The organism is Flavobacterium rakeshii (genome assembly GCF_009741375.1).
GTDB lineage: Bacteria > Bacteroidota > Bacteroidia > Flavobacteriales > Flavobacteriaceae > Flavobacterium > Flavobacterium rakeshii.
Map to the genome: position 1 here is coordinate 172,794 of NZ_WOWP01000001.1, position 17,016 is coordinate 189,809.

The 17,016-nt window shown below is 38.6% G+C and carries 20 protein-coding genes; 16 read left to right on the forward strand and 4 right to left on the reverse strand.

What is annotated here, in order from left to right; genetic code table 11:
* Position 1: 1 nt before the first annotated feature.
* From GN157_RS00850 to GN157_RS00870, 5 genes are all read left to right on the forward strand, one after another.
* Positions 2–1,492, forward strand: coding sequence for a RagB/SusD family nutrient uptake outer membrane protein (locus tag GN157_RS00850; RefSeq protein ID WP_157481247.1), 1,491 nt, complete (start codon positions 2–4; stop codon positions 1,490–1,492).
* 12 nt (positions 1,493–1,504) lie between these two features.
* Entirely contained in the window at positions 1,505–3,055 is a 1,551-nt protein-coding gene (locus GN157_RS00855) for a carbohydrate binding domain-containing protein (RefSeq protein ID WP_157481248.1), read from the forward strand.
* Positions 3,056–3,065: 10 nt separating this feature from the next.
* On the forward strand, positions 3,066–4,718 hold the full coding sequence (locus GN157_RS00860) for a family 16 glycosylhydrolase (RefSeq protein WP_157481249.1): 1,653 nt from the start codon (positions 3,066–3,068) through the stop codon (positions 4,716–4,718).
* 90 nt (positions 4,719–4,808) lie between these two features.
* Positions 4,809–7,100 carry a beta-glucosidase BglX gene (bglX, locus tag GN157_RS00865; RefSeq protein ID WP_157481250.1) on the forward strand — a complete coding sequence of 764 codons (2,292 nt, stop codon included), beginning with the start codon at positions 4,809–4,811 and terminating at the stop codon, positions 7,098–7,100.
* A gap of 6 nt (positions 7,101–7,106) precedes the next feature.
* Positions 7,107–7,880, forward strand: coding sequence for a glycoside hydrolase family 16 protein (locus GN157_RS00870; protein ID WP_157481251.1), 774 nt, complete (start codon positions 7,107–7,109; stop codon positions 7,878–7,880).
* A gap of 63 nt (positions 7,881–7,943) precedes the next feature.
* Here the strand turns inward: GN157_RS00870 and GN157_RS00875 are convergent, their stop codons facing one another.
* The 4 genes from GN157_RS00875 to GN157_RS00890 form a co-directional block, all read right to left on the reverse strand.
* Entirely contained in the window at positions 7,944–8,399 is a 456-nt protein-coding gene (locus GN157_RS00875) for a hypothetical protein (RefSeq protein WP_157481252.1), read from the reverse strand.
* A gap of 151 nt (positions 8,400–8,550) precedes the next feature.
* Entirely contained in the window at positions 8,551–8,997 is a 447-nt protein-coding gene (locus GN157_RS00880; protein ID WP_157481253.1) for a DUF3592 domain-containing protein, read from the reverse strand.
* Positions 8,997–9,410 (reverse strand): DUF6691 family protein, encoded by a 414-nt coding sequence (locus tag GN157_RS00885; RefSeq protein WP_157481254.1) that lies wholly within the window; start codon positions 9,408–9,410, stop codon positions 8,997–8,999. Before GN157_RS00885 ends, GN157_RS00880 begins: the two co-directional genes overlap by 1 nt.
* Before the next feature lie 7 nt (positions 9,411–9,417).
* Positions 9,418–9,978: a YeeE/YedE family protein gene (locus GN157_RS00890; protein ID WP_157481255.1), complete on the reverse strand. Its 561-nt coding sequence runs from the start codon at positions 9,976–9,978 to the stop codon at positions 9,418–9,420.
* Between the two features lie 121 nt (positions 9,979–10,099).
* Between GN157_RS00890 and GN157_RS00895 the strand changes: the two genes are divergently transcribed.
* The 11 genes from GN157_RS00895 to creD all read left to right on the forward strand — a co-directional run bounded on the left by GN157_RS00895 (position 10,100) and on the right by creD (position 16,984).
* Positions 10,100–10,555 (forward strand): 2-dehydro-3-deoxyphosphooctonate aldolase, encoded by a 456-nt coding sequence (locus GN157_RS00895; protein ID WP_157481256.1) that lies wholly within the window; start codon positions 10,100–10,102, stop codon positions 10,553–10,555.
* A gap of 67 nt (positions 10,556–10,622) precedes the next feature.
* Complete coding sequence (gene kdsA / locus GN157_RS00900; RefSeq protein WP_157481257.1) at positions 10,623–11,441, forward strand: 3-deoxy-8-phosphooctulonate synthase; 819 nt, start codon at positions 10,623–10,625, stop codon at positions 11,439–11,441.
* 26 nt (positions 11,442–11,467) lie between these two features.
* Positions 11,468–12,328 carry a hypothetical protein gene (locus GN157_RS00905; RefSeq protein ID WP_317163491.1) on the forward strand — a complete coding sequence of 287 codons (861 nt, stop codon included), beginning with the start codon at positions 11,468–11,470 and terminating at the stop codon, positions 12,326–12,328.
* A 137-nt stretch (positions 12,329–12,465) separates the two neighbouring features.
* Positions 12,466–13,059 (forward strand): hypothetical protein, encoded by a 594-nt coding sequence (locus GN157_RS00910; RefSeq protein ID WP_157481258.1) that lies wholly within the window; start codon positions 12,466–12,468, stop codon positions 13,057–13,059.
* A gap of 2 nt (positions 13,060–13,061) precedes the next feature.
* Positions 13,062–13,358, forward strand: a complete 297-nt coding sequence (locus GN157_RS00915) for a winged helix-turn-helix domain-containing protein (RefSeq protein ID WP_035132969.1) — start codon at positions 13,062–13,064, stop codon at positions 13,356–13,358.
* A 56-nt stretch (positions 13,359–13,414) separates the two neighbouring features.
* Complete coding sequence (locus GN157_RS00920; RefSeq protein ID WP_157481259.1) at positions 13,415–14,071, forward strand: DUF1361 domain-containing protein; 657 nt, start codon at positions 13,415–13,417, stop codon at positions 14,069–14,071.
* 48 nt (positions 14,072–14,119) lie between these two features.
* Positions 14,120–14,542 carry a hypothetical protein gene (locus GN157_RS00925; RefSeq protein WP_157481260.1) on the forward strand — a complete coding sequence of 141 codons (423 nt, stop codon included), beginning with the start codon at positions 14,120–14,122 and terminating at the stop codon, positions 14,540–14,542.
* 3 nt (positions 14,543–14,545) lie between these two features.
* Complete coding sequence (locus GN157_RS00930; RefSeq protein WP_157481261.1) at positions 14,546–14,866, forward strand: hypothetical protein; 321 nt, start codon at positions 14,546–14,548, stop codon at positions 14,864–14,866.
* A gap of 3 nt (positions 14,867–14,869) precedes the next feature.
* Positions 14,870–15,250: a hypothetical protein gene (locus tag GN157_RS17805; protein ID WP_197429375.1), complete on the forward strand. Its 381-nt coding sequence runs from the start codon at positions 14,870–14,872 to the stop codon at positions 15,248–15,250.
* Positions 15,251–15,254: 4 nt separating this feature from the next.
* Positions 15,255–15,563: a hypothetical protein gene (locus tag GN157_RS00940; protein WP_157481263.1), complete on the forward strand. Its 309-nt coding sequence runs from the start codon at positions 15,255–15,257 to the stop codon at positions 15,561–15,563.
* 17 nt (positions 15,564–15,580) lie between these two features.
* Positions 15,581–16,984 carry a cell envelope integrity protein CreD gene (gene creD / locus GN157_RS00945; protein ID WP_157481264.1) on the forward strand — a complete coding sequence of 468 codons (1,404 nt, stop codon included), beginning with the start codon at positions 15,581–15,583 and terminating at the stop codon, positions 16,982–16,984.
* Positions 16,985–17,016: the final 32 nt, after the last annotated feature.

Sequence of the window (17,016 nt, forward strand, 5' to 3'; positions counted from 1 at the left end):
AATGAAAAGAAAAATTATTACAGCCATTTTGGCTTTCAGTATAGTTGCAACGGTAAACATATCGTGTAGTGACGACTTTGTGGAAAGAGATCCAGTTTACAGTATATCATCAGACAATTACTTTAACTCAGCAGAAGAATATAATTATGCACTTATCGCGGCTTATGATATACTACAGTCAACCTATGTAAATGTAATATTAGGCGAAATCGCTTCAGATAATACCCTATCGGGTGGTGAGAGTGCTAACGACGTTATAGGGTGGCAACAGGTAGATGAGATGACTCATACTCCTGTTAACTCAAATCTTAAAGATATATGGAACTGGATGTTTGCAGGAGTAAACAGAGCAGCTTACATACTTGAATTTAAAGACAAAACCGATTTTGAAGGAAAGGCACAAATTGTAGCCGAAGCCCGTTTTTTACATGCTTACTACAACTTTGAACTTCTAAAATGGTTTGGAGGTATCCCATTAAAAGGTGACGAAAGATTTGCGCTTGGTGATGAAACTGTTATCCCAAGGGCTTCTACTGATGAGGTATATGCCTCTATTATAAGCGACCTTGAAATGGCTATTGCCGATTTAGCCGTAACAGCTCCGCAGATAGGCCGTGTTACAAAAGGTGCTGCACAGGCATTACTGGGTAAAGTATATCTTTATAAAGGAGATTATGCCCTAGCTGCTTCAATGCTGGACAACGTTATTACAAGCGGGCAGTATGCTCTTACTCAGGGAGACGATTACCTAAACCTTTTTGAACAATCTGCTGAAAACGGAACAGAATCAGTATTTGAAGTACAGTATACTGATGTTAAAGGTGCCGGTTTTGAGTGTCTTCAATGCAGTGAAGGTAATGTAGCGGTAGGTTTTAGTGGACCACGAAACTATAATGGGCCTATGTTTGCCTCTGGTTTTAGTTTTAACGTACCTACAGAAGAAGCTGCTTCTATTTATGAAGACGGTGATATGAGAAAAGAAGTTACTATTCTTGATATGGAGCAATGGATAGCTGCTCATCCAAACGACAATGTTAGTTACGGTCCCGGTTATAAAGATACCGGTTACTTTAACCGTAAATACATACCAAGGGTAAGAAGCGACGAAGCTGCCAATGACTTAAACCTTACTAACCCTAATAACTACCGTGCTATACGCTATGCTGATGTACTGCTTATGGCTGCCGAGGCATATAGCCGTAGCGGTAATGCTGCACAGGCATTAGACTATGTTAACGAAGTTAGAAGAAGAGCTTTTGGCGATGAAAACCACGACCTTGCCGGTGCTGGTGATGCTTTAACAAGCGCTATCCTTTTAGAAAGAAGAAGAGAGCTTTTAGGTGAAGGGCATCGTTTCTTCGACCTTGTAAGAACAGGTCAGGCTGCTTCAAACATACCTGGCTTTACAGCTAACAAAAACGAAGTATTCCCTATTCCAATCGAAGAGATTCAGTTCTCCGGCGGACTTTGGGAGCAAAACCCTAACTACTAATACGCTACAGATATGAAAAGTTTAAAATATATATTTACACTAGTATTTGTTACGGCTTTGTTTACAGCCTGTAACGACGACGAGTTTGACTCGGGGTTTCTGGATAATGCTCCTACCCCGGCAAACCTTTCCGCACTGTTCACCATTACTCAGGATAATAGTGGCCTGGTAACCATCCAGCCCAATGGTGAAGGTATAGGTAACTACAGCGTTTATTTTGGAGACGGTACTCCAGATCCGGCTACGGTAATGCCGGGGCAAAAAGCGCAGCACAATTATGCCGAAGGTGTATATGATGTTACGATTGTAGGTTACGGTATTACCGGAAAACAAACTGAAATAACAGAACAATTAACAGTTACATTTGTAGCTCCAGAAAACCTTACAGTAAACATTGCTGCTGTAAACGGAGATCCATTTAGTATTAATGTTAGCGCTACTGCCGATTATGAAACTTTTTATGAAGTTACTTTTGGTGAAGACGAAAACGTTGCTCCGGTTCAGTTTAATGAAGGTGATGAGGTACCATACACTTATGCTGCCATTGGTACGTATGATGTAACAGTAACTGCTTTTAGCGGTGGTGTAGCTACTACAACAGTAACGCAGCAGGTTACTATCACAAACCCGCTTTTATTACCTATAGAGTTTGAAAATAACACTTTAAATTATGCTTTTGGTGACTTTGGTAACGCTACAACATCTGTAGTAGAAAACCCAGATCCATCGGGTATCAACACCAGTTCTATGGTGGGACAGCAGGTTAAAAATGCAGGTGCCGAAGTGTGGGCAGGTACTTCCCTACCGCTTGACGCTCCTATTGATTTTACTTCGCTAAATCAAATTAAGCTTAAAGTTTGGTCGCCAGTTGCAGGTGCTACCGTTAAATTTAAACTGGAAAACCTTGATAATGCTGATATTAACTATGAGGTAGATCAGGTAACTACAGTTTCTAACGAGTGGGAAGAACTTACTTACGACTTCTCTGAAATAAGCCTTGATAACGAGTACGGACGTATTGTACTGTTCTTTAACTTTGGTGTTAACGGTGGTGGTGAAACTTACTACTTTGATGATATCAGACAAGCAGCTCCAGAGCAGTCGGTATCACTTCCGTTAAACTTTGAGTACGATATTGAGTACACATTTAACGGTTTTGGTAATGCCTTTGGTTCTAAAGTAGAAAACCCGGATGCATCGGGCATCAACACAAGCGGTTTTGTAGGACAGGTAGTAAAAAACAACGGTGCCGAAACTTGGGCAGGTATAGCTATGCCTCTTGTAGCACCTATTGATTTCTCTACTCAACAAAAAATAAAAATGAAAGTATGGTCGCCTCAGGCAGGTATTACAGTGCTGCTTAAGCTAGAGAATAACGGAGCTGAAATAACTACAGAACTTCCTGCTACTACTACCGTAGCTAACCAGTGGGAAGAACTTGAGTATGACTTTACCGGAATTGATAACTCTGCCAACTTTCAAACCGTAGTACTGTTCTTTGACTTTAACCAGCCGGGCACAGGTGCAACCTACTATTTTGACGATATAGAACTTACAAACTAAAAAAGAGCTTATGAAAACATATATAACTAAAATAGGAATCCTGTTTGCCTTTGTAGCAGTACTATGGGGCTGTCAGGATGACGATTCAACCTTTGGGGACATCACAGCCCCTACTAACCTTACGGTTAACTATGATATAGTAGGACAGGATGCCGAAAATCCTGACGGAGACGGTAGCGGTTTAGTAAACTTTACTGCTACTGCAGATAATGCTATTAGCTATAAATATTTATTTAGTGATGGGTCTTCTGCTGTTTCGGCATCAGGAGTATGTACAAAACGATTCACTCAAAATGGTGTTAATACATACACTGTTACAGTACTGGCAAACGGTACAGGTGGCGTAACTACAAGTACCAGTATTGAGGTTACCGTATTTAGTAACTTCTCTGACGAAGAAGCTGTACAGTTTTTAACAGCCGGTACATCTAAAGTATGGTACTGGTATGCAGCAGCTCCGGGTCACCTTGGTGTGGGCCCTAACGACACATCAGAAAATACAGGTACACCTAGTTACTATGCAGCAGCTCCGTTTGAAAAAGCAGGAGATCCGGCAAGCAGTTGTTTATACGACAACGTACTTACTTTCACATTAAACAATGGCATTATCAATTATACGCTTGATAATGGCGGAAATACTTTCTTTAACGCTTCATTCAACAGTGTAGGTGGTAGTACAGCTACAACAGACCAGTGTTCGCCTTACGATACATCTGGCGAAAAAGTGGTAAGCTTAGGCCCATCAGGTTCTCTTGTACCTGATGATGAGAAAAGAGGTACTGTAATGGACTTTAGCGATAACGGATTCATGGGATACTACATTGGTACTTCTACTTATGAAATTCTTTCAATTACAGAAAACGAAATGCATGTAAGAGCTGTGATGGGTGGTGATGATGCACTTGCATGGTATCATATATTCACTACTACTCCTGTAGATGAGCAGGGGAACTCCGGTGGTGAAGAACCTAGCTATGATACACTTATGTGGTCTGACGAATTTGATGTAGATGGTGCTCCAAATCCTGATAACTGGACTATGGAAATAGGTAATGGCGAAAGCGGATGGGGTAACAATGAAGCGCAGTACTACCTTGCAGAGAATGCTGTAGTTGAAGATGGTATGCTTAAAATTACCGCTAAAGCAGAAAATTCAAACGGATTTGATTATACATCGGCAAGAATGAAAACCGAAGGTCTTTATGACTTTACTTATGGTAAAGTAGAAATCAGGGCTAAACTGCCTACAGGTGCGGGTACATGGCCTGCACTATGGATGCTGGGTTCTGATTATGCTACAAATTCATGGCCGGGTTGTGGTGAAATAGATATTATGGAGCATGTAGGTAACGACCAAAACACTATTCACGGTACCCTACACTACCCTGGTAACTCGGGCGGTAATGCCAATACAGGTTCTACTACAGTAGCCGGAGTATCGGATGAGTTCCATGTTTACAGTGTAATTTGGAGTCCTACAAAAATTAGGTTCTTTGTAGACGATGTAGAGTTCCACAGCTATGATAATGTGAGTTCATCACCGTTTAACAGCGATTTCTTCATTATACTAAATGTTGCCATGGGTGGTAACTTTGGCGGAGAAATAGATCCTGGATTTACCCAGTCGACTATGGAAGTTGATTATGTAAAAGTATATCAGTAGTGTTTTCTCATAAATAATTTACTTCAAAATTAGTAATTACTAAAGGCTGGCCCGGCCGGCCTTTAGGATTACTATTATCCAAAATTTATAATGAAATTAAATTTACCAAAATATGTTTTGGCAGCCACTCTTATAGCCATAGGCTGTAGTACTGCAAAACAGGATATGGTTTCCGTTAAGGAAAAACAACTTCCCATAGACCGTAAAGTAGACTCTGTGCTTAACCTTATGACACTCGAGGAAAAAATAGGACAGATGAACCAGTACAACGGTTTTTGGAATGTTACCGGCCCTGCCCCAAAAGATGGTGATGCTGCTGTAAAGTACGAGCACATTAAAAAAGGATGGGTAGGCTCTATGCTCAATGTAAGAGGTGTTAAAGATGTAAGAGCATTACAAAAAATTGCCGTAGAAGAAAGCAGACTGGGTATACCTGTGCTTTTTGGCTATGATGTTATTCACGGATATAAAACAATAAGCCCTATACCTCTTGCCGAAGCTGCAAGCTGGGATATGGAGGCTATAGAAAACTCTGCTGCCATTGCTGCTGCCGAATCGGCTGCATCAGGTTTAAACTGGACGTTTGCACCAATGGTAGATGTAACACGCGATGCCCGATGGGGGCGTGTTATGGAAGGATCGGGCGAAGATACTTACCTGGGCAGTGCTATTGCTGTAGCCAGAGTAAAAGGTTTTCAGGGCGATTTGGGAGAATTTAATGTAGCGGCCTGCGTTAAGCATTTTGCCGGATATGGTTTTGCCGAAGCCGGTAAAGACTATAATACCGTTGACGTAAATAAAAGCACCTTACATAATATAATACTCCCCCCTTTTAAGGCAGCTGCCAACGCAGGGGCGCTAACATTTATGAACTCTTTTAACGATGTAGACGGTATTCCTGCAACAGGAAACACCTACCTGCAAAGAGAGGTTCTCAAAAAAGACTGGAACTTTCAGGGCTTTGTAGTTTCTGACTGGGGTTCGATGGGTGAAATGGTAAACCACGGCTATGCGAAAGACCTGAAACAGGCGGCAGAATTTGCTGCTAATGCGGGGTCTGACATGGATATGGAATCACACGGTTATGTGATGTACCTTGCCCAACTGGTTAAGGAAGGAAAAGTATCTGAAGACAAGATAAATGATGCGGCTCGCCGTATCCTTAGGGTTAAATTTCAGCTTGGACTGTTTGACAACCCATACAAATACTGCGACGAAGCCCGTGAAAAGGCTACCGTAGGCAAAAAAGAATTTCACGATGGTGTGTTGGATATGGCAAAAAAATCTATCGTGTTGCTTAAAAACGAAAACAACCTGCTTCCGTTAAAGAAACAGGGACAAAAAATAGCTGTTATCGGGGCACTGGCTACCGATAAAACGAGTCCGCTTGGAAGCTGGAGAATTGGTGCAGATGACGGTACAGCAGTATCGGTAATGGAAGGGCTTTCACAATATAAAGGCAATGAACTGGTATATGCAAAGGGTGCCGATGTTGCATTAGGCGCCCCTGCATTTACCGTAGAGACCAAAATAAACATGACCGACAAAAGCGGTTTTGAAGAAGCGGTAAACGCTGCTAAAAATGCCGATGTGGTGGTTATGGTACTGGGTGAACACGGTTTACAAACAGGTGAAGGCCGTAGCCGCGTAAATTTAGGTTTACCGGGCGTACAACAGGAACTGCTTGAAACAGTTTACAAAGCCAATCCAAATATTGTTTTGGTATTAACTAACGGAAGACCTCTTGAAATTGTGTGGGCCGATGGTAACATCCCTGCTATTGTAGAGGCTTGGCACTTAGGTACCGAAAGCGGTAATGCTATCGCACAGGTACTGTATGGCGACTATAACCCAAGTGGTAAACTACCTATGAGCTTCCCTAGGGCTGTAGGACAAATGCCTTTGTACTACAATCATAAAAGTACAGGAAGACCTAACTATAATGGCGGAGACAGTGTTTTCTGGTCACATTATACCGATGAAAGTAACGAAGCTCTTTATCCGTTTGGGTATGGGTTAAGCTATTCGTCATTTGAATACAGTAACCTTAAACTTAGTAACAATACCCTTAACCAAAATGGAAAAATCACTGTTAGTGTAGATGTAAAAAACACAAGCAATGTAAACGGAAAGGAAGTTGTACAGCTGTATTTAAGAGACTTATTTGGGTCGGTTACAAGGCCTGTAAGGGAGCTTAAAGGTTTTGAACTGGTTGCCATCAATGCAGGGCAAACAAAAACAGTAAGCTTTGAGATTGACGAAAAAACAATAGAATTCTATACTGCCAATAACCAGTGGGAAGCCGAACCGGGAGACTTTAAAGTTTTTGTGGGCGGAAATTCAAAAGCATCACTTGAGGCAGGATTCACCTATTCTAAATAAACCAGTATGAAAAAAACAGCTATAGTATTCCTTTTTTCGGCTCTTGCCCTATCGTGTGGTAAAAAAGAGAAAGAGCGCGAACTTTTGTGGGAAGAGAATTTTGACGGATCGGAACTTAACGAGTCGGTTTGGAATTTTGAACTTGGTAACGGTTGTCCTAACATTTGCGGCTGGGGCAACAACGAGCGCCAGGTGTATACAAAAGACAATCACAGGCTTGAAAACGGTAACTTAATAATTACCGCAAAAAAAATAAACGATTCTACTTACACCTCAACTCGCTTAACCACAAAGGGTAACAAAGAGTTTAAGTACGGATATATAGAAGCAAAAGCAAAAATTCCTACCGGACAGGGAATTTGGCCCGCTTTTTGGATGTTAGGTTCTAACATTGACCAGGTAGGTTGGCCTATGGCAGGAGAGATAGATATACTGGAATATGTGGGTAAAGAACCACATATGGCTTTCACTTCTCTTCACACGCAGGACAGTCATGGTAATACCATAAATACAAAGAAAACTGAGATTAAAAATATAGAAGAGGGTTTTCATACCTATGCTATAAACTGGACAGAAAACTTTATTGAGTTTTTTATAGATGGCAATTCGGTTTACAAGTTTGAACCGAAAGACAAAACAACAGAAGTTTGGCCATACAACCAGCCGTTTTACTTTTTAGTAAATGTAGCGATAGGCGGAAACTTTGGTGGCCCCGAAGTGGATGACAGCATATTCCCTCAGGAATTTATAATAGACTATATTAGGGTTTACTCTAATTAATAATTAGTTTATGTTTGAGTTAGTTAGTTAAAAAAAAGGAAGCTTATAGCTTCCTTTTTTTATTTAGTTTATGTATTCAAATGTTTTTATATTTTTTAGAAAATCATCATAGTTCTCCTTTTTCACATTGAATAAAATAATATTGACATCTGAATTTGTATATAGCTTAGTTAACCGATTAGAGTTTTTAGATTCCAATTTCTTATCAATATAGTTTTCTGATAGTCCAAAATCGTTCATTATATTATAAAAATCCCTTTTGGAGTCGACATCATCAAAACTTTCAAAGCTCCAAGCTCTTTGTATATTATTATCAATAAAACCTGCCTGAATAACCAGAAACTGATTGTTTTCAAAATTAAACAGATAAGTATTATTACTTATATGCCAGTCTTTAATATTCTTGGGTAAGTTAATTTTAAACTTTCTGGGATAGTATATTTCTTTATCTGCCGTTGCGGGTATTCTGTGTTTTACTTCAAATACATTATGATCTCTATAATAGTCAAAATTCAACATTTCATTTTTCCCTATAGATTTATATTTTTCATTATCTAAATAGGGTTTACATGATATACAACTGAATACTATTAGAAGAAAAAATGTTTTATACATACAGATTTTTAATTCTAAGATAATAAAAAGGAAGCTTATAGCTTCCTTTTTGTATTTATTTCCAATCGTAATAAGCTATTAATGCCCCAATTATACTAAAAAACAATATTGCCAGATTATAATAATCAAACTTATTATCAATAACTGATTTATGAGGCTTTTGAGGGTTATAATACACCTTTACTTTTTTCCCTTCAACAAATCTTTCATTAGGTACTATCTGATATTTTAAGGAACTGCTAAATATTAAGTTTTGAGTATGACTGTCGTTATTCTGATAATGTTTACCATCTACTGAATATTCATAAACAACATAGTTTCTCCAATATCCGTCAGTATCTTTTTTATCCCGTTCTACGGTATTTCTTATTATCATGCCTTCGGTAGTTTTCCATTTCTTTATAGTAACTTCATAAAAATAGAATATTACTCCCAGAACGATAAAAGGAAATATTATAAATGCCAGTCCGACATAAAGTTGCGGTTCCTGTTCAAAAAACACTAATGCGGTAATTTATTCCTTAATAGTCCATACAGGTAAGTCCCTACAAGAGCGCCAAGCAGCACTACCCCTATTCCGTAAAAACCTGCTCCTATAAGTATGAATATTGGGCCCGGGCATGTACCTATAAGTCCCCATCCTAAACCAAACAGTATACCCCCTGTCATGTAGTTAGTAAAACCTTTATCCTTATTAGGAATTACAATAGGCTGTCCCGTTATATCTTTTACATTATTGCGTTTAATAAGCTGTATGCCCACTACCCCAACGACAACGGCTGTCATTATTATGCCGAACATGTGGAACGACTGAAAGTGGAACATTTCGTATATACGGTACCATGAAACGGCTTCTGATTTGGTAAGTACAATACCAAATACTAATCCAACCAGTAAATATTTTAGGAATTTCATGTTTCTGTTAGTTTAAAATTAATGGTAACAGCAGCCACGACATTATAAGGCCACCAATAAAAAATCCGATAACAGCAATAAGCGAAGGCAACTGCAGGTTACTTAACCCCGATATGGCATGCCCCGATGTACATCCGCCGGCATAACGCGTACCAAAACCTACCAGTATACCACCCAGAAGCAGTATTAAAAGTATTTTAGGCGACTGCAGCGCTTCGGGACTAACAAGCGCATCGGGCAATAGTTTACCATTAGGCTCATCTATATTCATTTGCCTCAGCTCTACCACTGTTTGCGGGTTAAGGCTTACGCCACTGCCATCACTAAGGTAATGTGTAGCTATAAATCCGCCCAGCATGGCACCAAGCACTACTGTAAGATTCCAGCGTTGTGTTTTCCAGTCAAACTTAAAGAAATCGGCTGTTTTGCCTGCTCCCATTACAGTACACATAGTACGCAGGTTAGACGACATCCCGAAGTTTTTACCAAAATAAATAAGAGCCAGCATTACTGTCCCAATCAAAAAGCCGGAAACATACCACGGCCATGTACCATAAAAACTATACATAATGGTGTTTTTTCAAATTTTTACAAAAATAGCAATTTAGAGTTTTTAACCTACATATAGTGTATAGCTTCTTAAAACATAAAATTTCCCTTACCTTTGGGGTGCATTTCAACTACTTTTTATGAAAAAAATATTCCTTACCATAGTATTGGCTGCCTTTGCCGCATCGTGCATAAGTACGCGCAATACCATAAAAAATATTGATAATACTGCCAGGATGCCTAACCTCTCTAAAGAGCGTACCTTTATTATTACCGAAACGGCACAAAATAACAAATACGGTTACGACCAGGACTGGCCTGTTAACCTTGGTTTCCTTCCGGTACAAACTGCCGAGATTAACGTAAAGCGCTATTTTGACGCTCTTACCGGACCAAAGGGACAAAAAATAACTTATACAAAACAGGAAGCCTGTTGCCCGTTCCCGTCTGAAAGGAACAGTATGGGTGCCGGACTACTGGATGTGTATGAAGTAACCTGGGACGGACTGGCAACTCCCGTAAAAATATACATTAACCTTTATGAAAAAGGGAAGATAATGGCCCCTGCCGGATTTGGCATAAAGGAATTAAAATAACCGTAAAAGCCTTAGTGTACTACTAAGGCTTTTATTTTTTATCTTTGCACCACAAATTTCAGTATCTATGAACTTACAGAATATACCTCAGATAAAACATACCGACAGCGGCAACTTTTTTGTACTTGCCGGGCCTTGTGCCATTGAAGGTGAAGATATGGCGCTTCGCATTGCCGAAAAACTGGTTGGGATTACCGACAGGCTACAGATTCCTTATGTGTTTAAAGGATCGTTCAAAAAAGCTAACCGTTCCCGCATAGACAGCTTTACAGGCATAGGCGATGAAAAAGCCCTTAAAATACTTCAAAAGGTATCGCAAACTTTTGGCGTACCTACCGTTACTGATATTCATGAAAATGAAGATGCGGCAAAAGCTGCCGAGTATGTGGATGTACTGCAAATACCTGCCTTTTTGGTTAGACAAACTGATCTTGTGGTTGCTGCTGCCGAAACCGGTAAAACAGTAAACCTTAAAAAGGGTCAGTTTATGAGCCCGGAAAGCATGAAACATGCCGTACAAAAGGTATTGGATTGTAATAACGAAAATGTAATGGTTACAGACAGGGGAACTATGTTTGGTTACCAGGACATGATTGTTGATTACAGAGGCATTCCTACCATGAAACAGTTTGCCTCTACTGTGCTGGATGTTACTCACTCCCTACAGCAGCCTAACCAGTCTACCGGAGTTACCGGAGGTAGGCCTGACATGATTGAAACCATCGCAAAAGCCGGTATAGCGGTTGGTGTAGATGGAATTTTTATTGAAACTCACTTTGATCCTGCTAATGCAAAAAGTGATGGTGCTAACATGCTGCACCTTGATTACTTTGAAGGTTTAATGGAAAGGCTTGTAGCGATCAGAAAAACGATCAACAACTTTTAATACCTTATTTTTTTAATTATTTTATCGTGAAACAACCATTATTACTGGTTGTACTATCTTTTTGTGTTTTTTCACAGTACACCTTTTCCCAGGAACTAGCAACAGCCCCTGAAAAATACACAGCTCACAACAAAGGAAAATTTTTCGTCCTTTGGGGAGGAAACAGAGAATCCTTCTCAAAGTCAGACATTAACTTTTCGGGACCGGGGTATAACTTTACCCTACAGGACGTAGAAGCGCATGACAAACCTAAAGGATGGCATGTAGACTATGTTAACCCTACTAAAATGACAATACCGCAAACAAACCTGCGCGTGGGTTATTTTATTAGCGACCATTACAGCATTTCACTTGGTGTAGACCACATGAAGTATGTAATGAGCCAAAACCAGGTAGCCAATATTAACGGTTATGTGGACATGGACGAAAGTCAGCCGGGTTCAGCATTTAACGGTATATATAACAATGTACCGATTACCCTTACGGAAGATTTCCTGACATTTGAACATACAGACGGACTAAACTATGTAAACGTTGAGTTTGCCCGTGTAGACGATATTTCAAAATATTTAGGCATTACCAATACTGATAAGTTTCAGGTAAATATTACCGAAGGTATTGGCGGAGGTATTTTATATCCTAAAACTAATGCAAAGGTACTTGGTATGGACAGGCACGACGATTTCCATATCTCAGGTTATGGTGTAGCGGCTAAAGCAGGTATTAATCTAACCTTTTTTAAATACTTTTTTATACAGGGAGAATTTAAAAGCGGTTACATAGATATGCATGATATCCGTACTACCCATTCGGGTGCCGACAGGGCTTCACAACATTTTACATTCTTCCAGAGAATAATAGCTGTAGGCGGTATCTTCAGGATATAAAACCTATACTATTTATAATACAGGCGCTCCTTTTACAGGAGCGCTTTTTTTATTCCCCTACCTCTCTTAATGATTTTTGAATATTTATTTGGTAATTTCAGAAAACATATTAACTTTGTATTTCAAAGTACTTTAATATGGAAAACTACATAAAGGACATTCAGGATATAAAAAAGATGATGGACAGGTCGTCACAATTCCTTTCCCTTAGCGGAATATCGGGAATTATGGCAGGAGTTTATGCACTGGCCGGAGCTTATTTAGCACATCATGTTGCCGAAGAAAAATATACTCTTGAAAGTTTAACCTTTAAGTACATGCTGTTAATTGCTGCTTCAGTATTAATACTATCTGTTACAACAGCACTATTGCTTACTTTGAAAAAAGCCCGTAAGAGCGGGGATTTGATTTGGAGCTCTACGTCAAAACGACTGTTGGCTAACTTTATGATTCCGCTTTGTACTGGAGGTATTTTTGCACTGTTATTAATTAAGAATCATTACTATGGTCTTATAGCTCCTATTACACTGATTTTTTACGGACTATCGTGTGTAAATGCCAGTAAATATACATTGAGAGATGTACGCTATTTAGGTTTAACAATGATAATTATAGGCTTATTTGCCACGTGGTTTATGGGTTACGGTATTGAGTTTTGGGCACTGGGTTTTGGAGGATGCCATATAGTATATGGAACCGTGATGCATTTTAAATATGACCGAAAACAGTAAGTTTGAAGAATATATTACAACATATAAATAAGGCTTTTGACCACAGGATACGTCTCGGCATCATGTCGGTACTTGTGGTAAATGAGTATGCCGATTTTACAACGCTTAAAGAGTTACTGGGGGTTACAGACGGTAACCTTGCCAGCCATGCTAAAGCACTTGAAAGTGAAAACTATATAACTATTGAAAAGCAGTTTATAGGCAAAAAACCTAATACCCGCTATATAGCAACTAAAGAAGGTCGTAAGGCTTTTAAAGATCATATTGATGCCCTGGAAAAATTAATCCAGAAAAAATAAACCATATTTTTTTACCCATTCACTTTGAAAAACAAAGTACTTTTAAAATAAGAAAAATGAAAACATTAAAGTCGGTAATTAACGATCAGTTCAGGAACAACGCCCTCCTGATAACCATGGCATGCTTTGCCGTTTGTTTATTGATAACCAGAGTAGCCATTGCACGATCTGAATTTTATTTCTTTTTAGCCTGGAACATCTTTTTAGCTTATGTGCCATTAGGAATAACAGGATACATGATAGACAGGCCACACCTTATAGAGAAGAGACACTATTTTTACCCCCTTTTCTTTGCCTGGCTCATGTTCCTGCCTAATGCGCCTTATATAATTACAGATTTTATCCATCTAAAAAGAGAAACAAGTATACCGGTTTGGTTTGATGTACTGTTACTGATAAGTTTTTCCCTTAGCGGATTGCTTTTTGGCATCAAGTCAATGAAACATATGTTCCTAATGCTTGCCGTAAGGTTCAATTATTTTATGACTTGGGGGCTTATGCTCGTAATTAGCTTTTTAGCAGGCTTTGGTATCTATTTGGGGCGCTTTTTACGCTATAACAGTTGGGATATATTACATAAACCTTTAGAGCTTATACAATGTATATTTGAGAGTTTAACGGTTTGTCCTGAATGCAAAACGTCATGGGGAATGACAGTAGGCTTTGGCGTATTTATGTTTCTGGCTTTTATTATGTACCCCGAGGCAGAATAAAAAAATTTACAAATCTACTTTGAATTTCAAAGTAAAAAAAGACACACTATGAAAACATTAGCACTAATAACAGGCTTTACAGAAAAGCCGAAACACGATATAACACTGGAAGATTTAATAAGCTACCCAAAAGGCAGTTTAGGTAACACCCTTGGCAGGTTTCTGTTTGACAACAGCAATGAAACCTACCCTATACCTGAGAAACAGGATATACTAAGGATACTCATAAATAAAGATGTAAACAATAGGGAAGAGATTGCCATGCATTACTACCTGTTAGGAAACGGAGATCTAAGTATTGTTACTGTATTCTCTGCCATTACAGGCTTATTGTTGAGTCCGCTGGCACTACCCTATTTCATAAGGAGATACAAAGAAGGTAAGCAGGCATTAAGGTTTTATGACCTTGATTATTTCAGGATGCTGCATTTGCCGTTACAAAGGATAAAAGACACATTTTTAATACAGTAATTAATGACAACCACACCTTCAACCAAAACCATAATAATTGTAATACTGCCAATGGTTGTCCTTACCGCAACCCTTAGTATTGGTACTACCCTACTGTTCTACTCGCTGCATTTGGATAAAGAGAGTTTTAACGAACATTATCGCAGCGGGTTCCTGTGGGGAGTTGCTATGCTAAACACAGTGGTTGTATTGTTGCTCTTAATCCTTTCGTCCTTTTACAGGCCAACAGTAAACCTGTGGCGAAATGTGTTAACACTGGCAAATGTACCTCCGGCTATTGTTTACCTGCTTTATTTCTCTTCAACATTTCCTTATAAGCCATAAGTCATGCAAACAGCAAGTACAAACCAAGTGCTCGAAGCAGTACAACTTATATGCGAACTCTGTAAAAAAACAGCAGCAATAACGTTTACCATAGCCGTACCATTATTCATAACCAGCTTTATAACAGCACATAACCCAATAATATCAGTAATACAAAACAGTAAAGCAAGCCATAATAACGATATATCATTAATACTAATAACCGTAAGTTTCATATTCATAATAATTGCAACACTAATAAATGGCATTATACTTTTTATAGCGCTAATAATAGCATTAAGCAGTAAAGGCTATAGTAAAAAGGTATTGTGTTCAATGGCATACATGCTTATAAATATTCCAATTGCAGTAGCATATGAAATACTGATAACAGAACTATTATAATAAAATGACTTGTAATAAAAATATACCCGATGAAAGTGAGCAACTTTTAAGGCTAACCAAAAAAGTATACCTCATAACATTGGTTACCGGACTAATAGCCTTTACAATTTGTATGACAGGCAATTATTTCACAACAATGATAACATTGTTTATATACATGCTAAGTGTAGCCTTTTTTAATATGGTAATGATAGTAAACAACCTAATAAACATAAGCTATTACACAAAAAACAGAACAAAACTGATATTAAGAAGCCTTATGCTGTTATTAAACATGCCAACAGCTCTATTAATATTATTCATAAACAATTAACCCTAACAAAATCAATTATGGAACAAAATGTAAATACAACACAAAACAACGAAAAACCTCAGGGCTTTTTCCAGTCTAACACCGCAAAAATAATCATGGTGGGACTATTGGTTTTTATCCTCTTAATTCCGCTTCAGTTTGTAAAGAGTTTAATATTTGAGCGTGCACAACGTCAAAAAGAAGTGATACATGAAATTAATGAAAAATGGGGAGCTGATGTGTACTTTTACGGACCTATAATTAAGGTTCCTTATACTGTATACGAAAAAACAAAAATAGTAGACGAGAAGACTCAAAAAGTAACTTATGAAATCACTCCATATACAGAGTATGCTTATTTCTTTCCGGATGAGTTAAAGGCTAATATTGATGTAAATGTTGATACCGAAAGTAAAAAAAGAGGTATATACAAATCGGCGGTATATACTTCAGATCTGGACTTTAAAGGTACTTATTCCCTACCCGATTTCTCTTCTAAAAAAACTTCAGAAAAAGTTGAAGATGCAGATATACACTGGGATCAAACCCGCTTAACAATAAAAACCACAAATATAAAAGGCATACAGGGCAGTGCAAACATTACCATAGGTGGTACAAAGCTTGCATTTGAACCTATTGCTCAAAACACAAAAAGAGAGCGCGAATCTGTAATGGAAACCGCTCCTGTAAACATAAAGGAGCTGCTAGCTAATAATAGCGCTCCTTTTTCTTTAAATATAAAATATCAGGGTAGCGAGAGCCTTAGCATTGTCCCAATAGGTAAACAAACCGAAGCTACCATGACCTCAAACTGGCATTCGCCAAGTTTTAAAGGAAACTTCCTTCCTAAAACATCCGGTAATAAAGCACAAAGTTTCCCTGCTCACTGGAGTATCTCTTACTTAAACCGTCCTTTTGCACAACAGTATTTTAATGCACTGCCTGATCTTAGTGACTATACGTTTGAAACAGGTTTTATTACACCTGTAGATGAATATCAGCAATCTGAAAGAGCTGCAAAATACGGCTTCCTTGTAATAGGACTTACCTTCCTGGTTTTCTTCCTAATTCAAACCATAAGTAAAATAAGTATTCATATTTTCCAGTATGGCATGATTGGGCTTGCGCTTATTATGTTCTATACGCTCCTTATTTCCATAACAGAACACAGTAGCTTTATGTTGGGTTATTTTGTTGCCGGTGCAGCTGTTGTGGTCATGATAGGGTTGTATTCTGTTTCTATATTAAAAGGAATTAAGTTCCCGCTGTTTATCGCCATTTCACTCAGCGCACTGTATTCGTTTATATATGTAATCATACAACTGGAAGACTATGCATTACTTGTAGGCAGCATTGGCCTGTTTGTAATACTTGGGGCAGTAATGTTTGTCTCAAGAAAAATTGACTGGAACAACAGTTCATCATCAACCGCCAAAGCCTAACAAAAAAGCCCCCGCAAATGCGGGGGCTTTTT

Coding starts and splice junctions, on each gene's coding strand:
- GN157_RS00890 (WP_157481255.1), bottom strand. CDS start 9,978: ATGTATAGTTTTTATGGTACATGGCCGTGGTATGTTTCCGGCTTTTTG.
- bglX (WP_157481250.1), top strand. CDS start 4,809: ATGAAATTAAATTTACCAAAATATGTTTTGGCAGCCACTCTTATAGCC.
- GN157_RS00875 (WP_157481252.1), bottom strand. CDS start 8,399: ATGTTGAATTTTGACTATTATAGAGATCATAATGTATTTGAAGTAAAA.
- GN157_RS00940 (WP_157481263.1), top strand. CDS start 15,255: ATGACTTGTAATAAAAATATACCCGATGAAAGTGAGCAACTTTTAAGG.
- GN157_RS00920 (WP_157481259.1), top strand. CDS start 13,415: ATGAAAACATTAAAGTCGGTAATTAACGATCAGTTCAGGAACAACGCC.
- GN157_RS00925 (WP_157481260.1), top strand. CDS start 14,120: ATGAAAACATTAGCACTAATAACAGGCTTTACAGAAAAGCCGAAACAC.
- GN157_RS00930 (WP_157481261.1), top strand. CDS start 14,546: ATGACAACCACACCTTCAACCAAAACCATAATAATTGTAATACTGCCA.
- GN157_RS00850 (WP_157481247.1), top strand. CDS start 2: ATGAAAAGAAAAATTATTACAGCCATTTTGGCTTTCAGTATAGTTGCA.
- GN157_RS17805 (WP_197429375.1), top strand. CDS start 14,870: ATGCAAACAGCAAGTACAAACCAAGTGCTCGAAGCAGTACAACTTATA.
- GN157_RS00885 (WP_157481254.1), bottom strand. CDS start 9,410: ATGAAATTCCTAAAATATTTACTGGTTGGATTAGTATTTGGTATTGTA.
- GN157_RS00860 (WP_157481249.1), top strand. CDS start 3,066: ATGAAAACATATATAACTAAAATAGGAATCCTGTTTGCCTTTGTAGCA.
- GN157_RS00870 (WP_157481251.1), top strand. CDS start 7,107: ATGAAAAAAACAGCTATAGTATTCCTTTTTTCGGCTCTTGCCCTATCG.
- GN157_RS00910 (WP_157481258.1), top strand. CDS start 12,466: ATGGAAAACTACATAAAGGACATTCAGGATATAAAAAAGATGATGGAC.
- creD (WP_157481264.1), top strand. CDS start 15,581: ATGGAACAAAATGTAAATACAACACAAAACAACGAAAAACCTCAGGGC.
- GN157_RS00895 (WP_157481256.1), top strand. CDS start 10,100: ATGAAAAAAATATTCCTTACCATAGTATTGGCTGCCTTTGCCGCATCG.
- GN157_RS00855 (WP_157481248.1), top strand. CDS start 1,505: ATGAAAAGTTTAAAATATATATTTACACTAGTATTTGTTACGGCTTTG.
- kdsA (WP_157481257.1), top strand. CDS start 10,623: ATGAACTTACAGAATATACCTCAGATAAAACATACCGACAGCGGCAAC.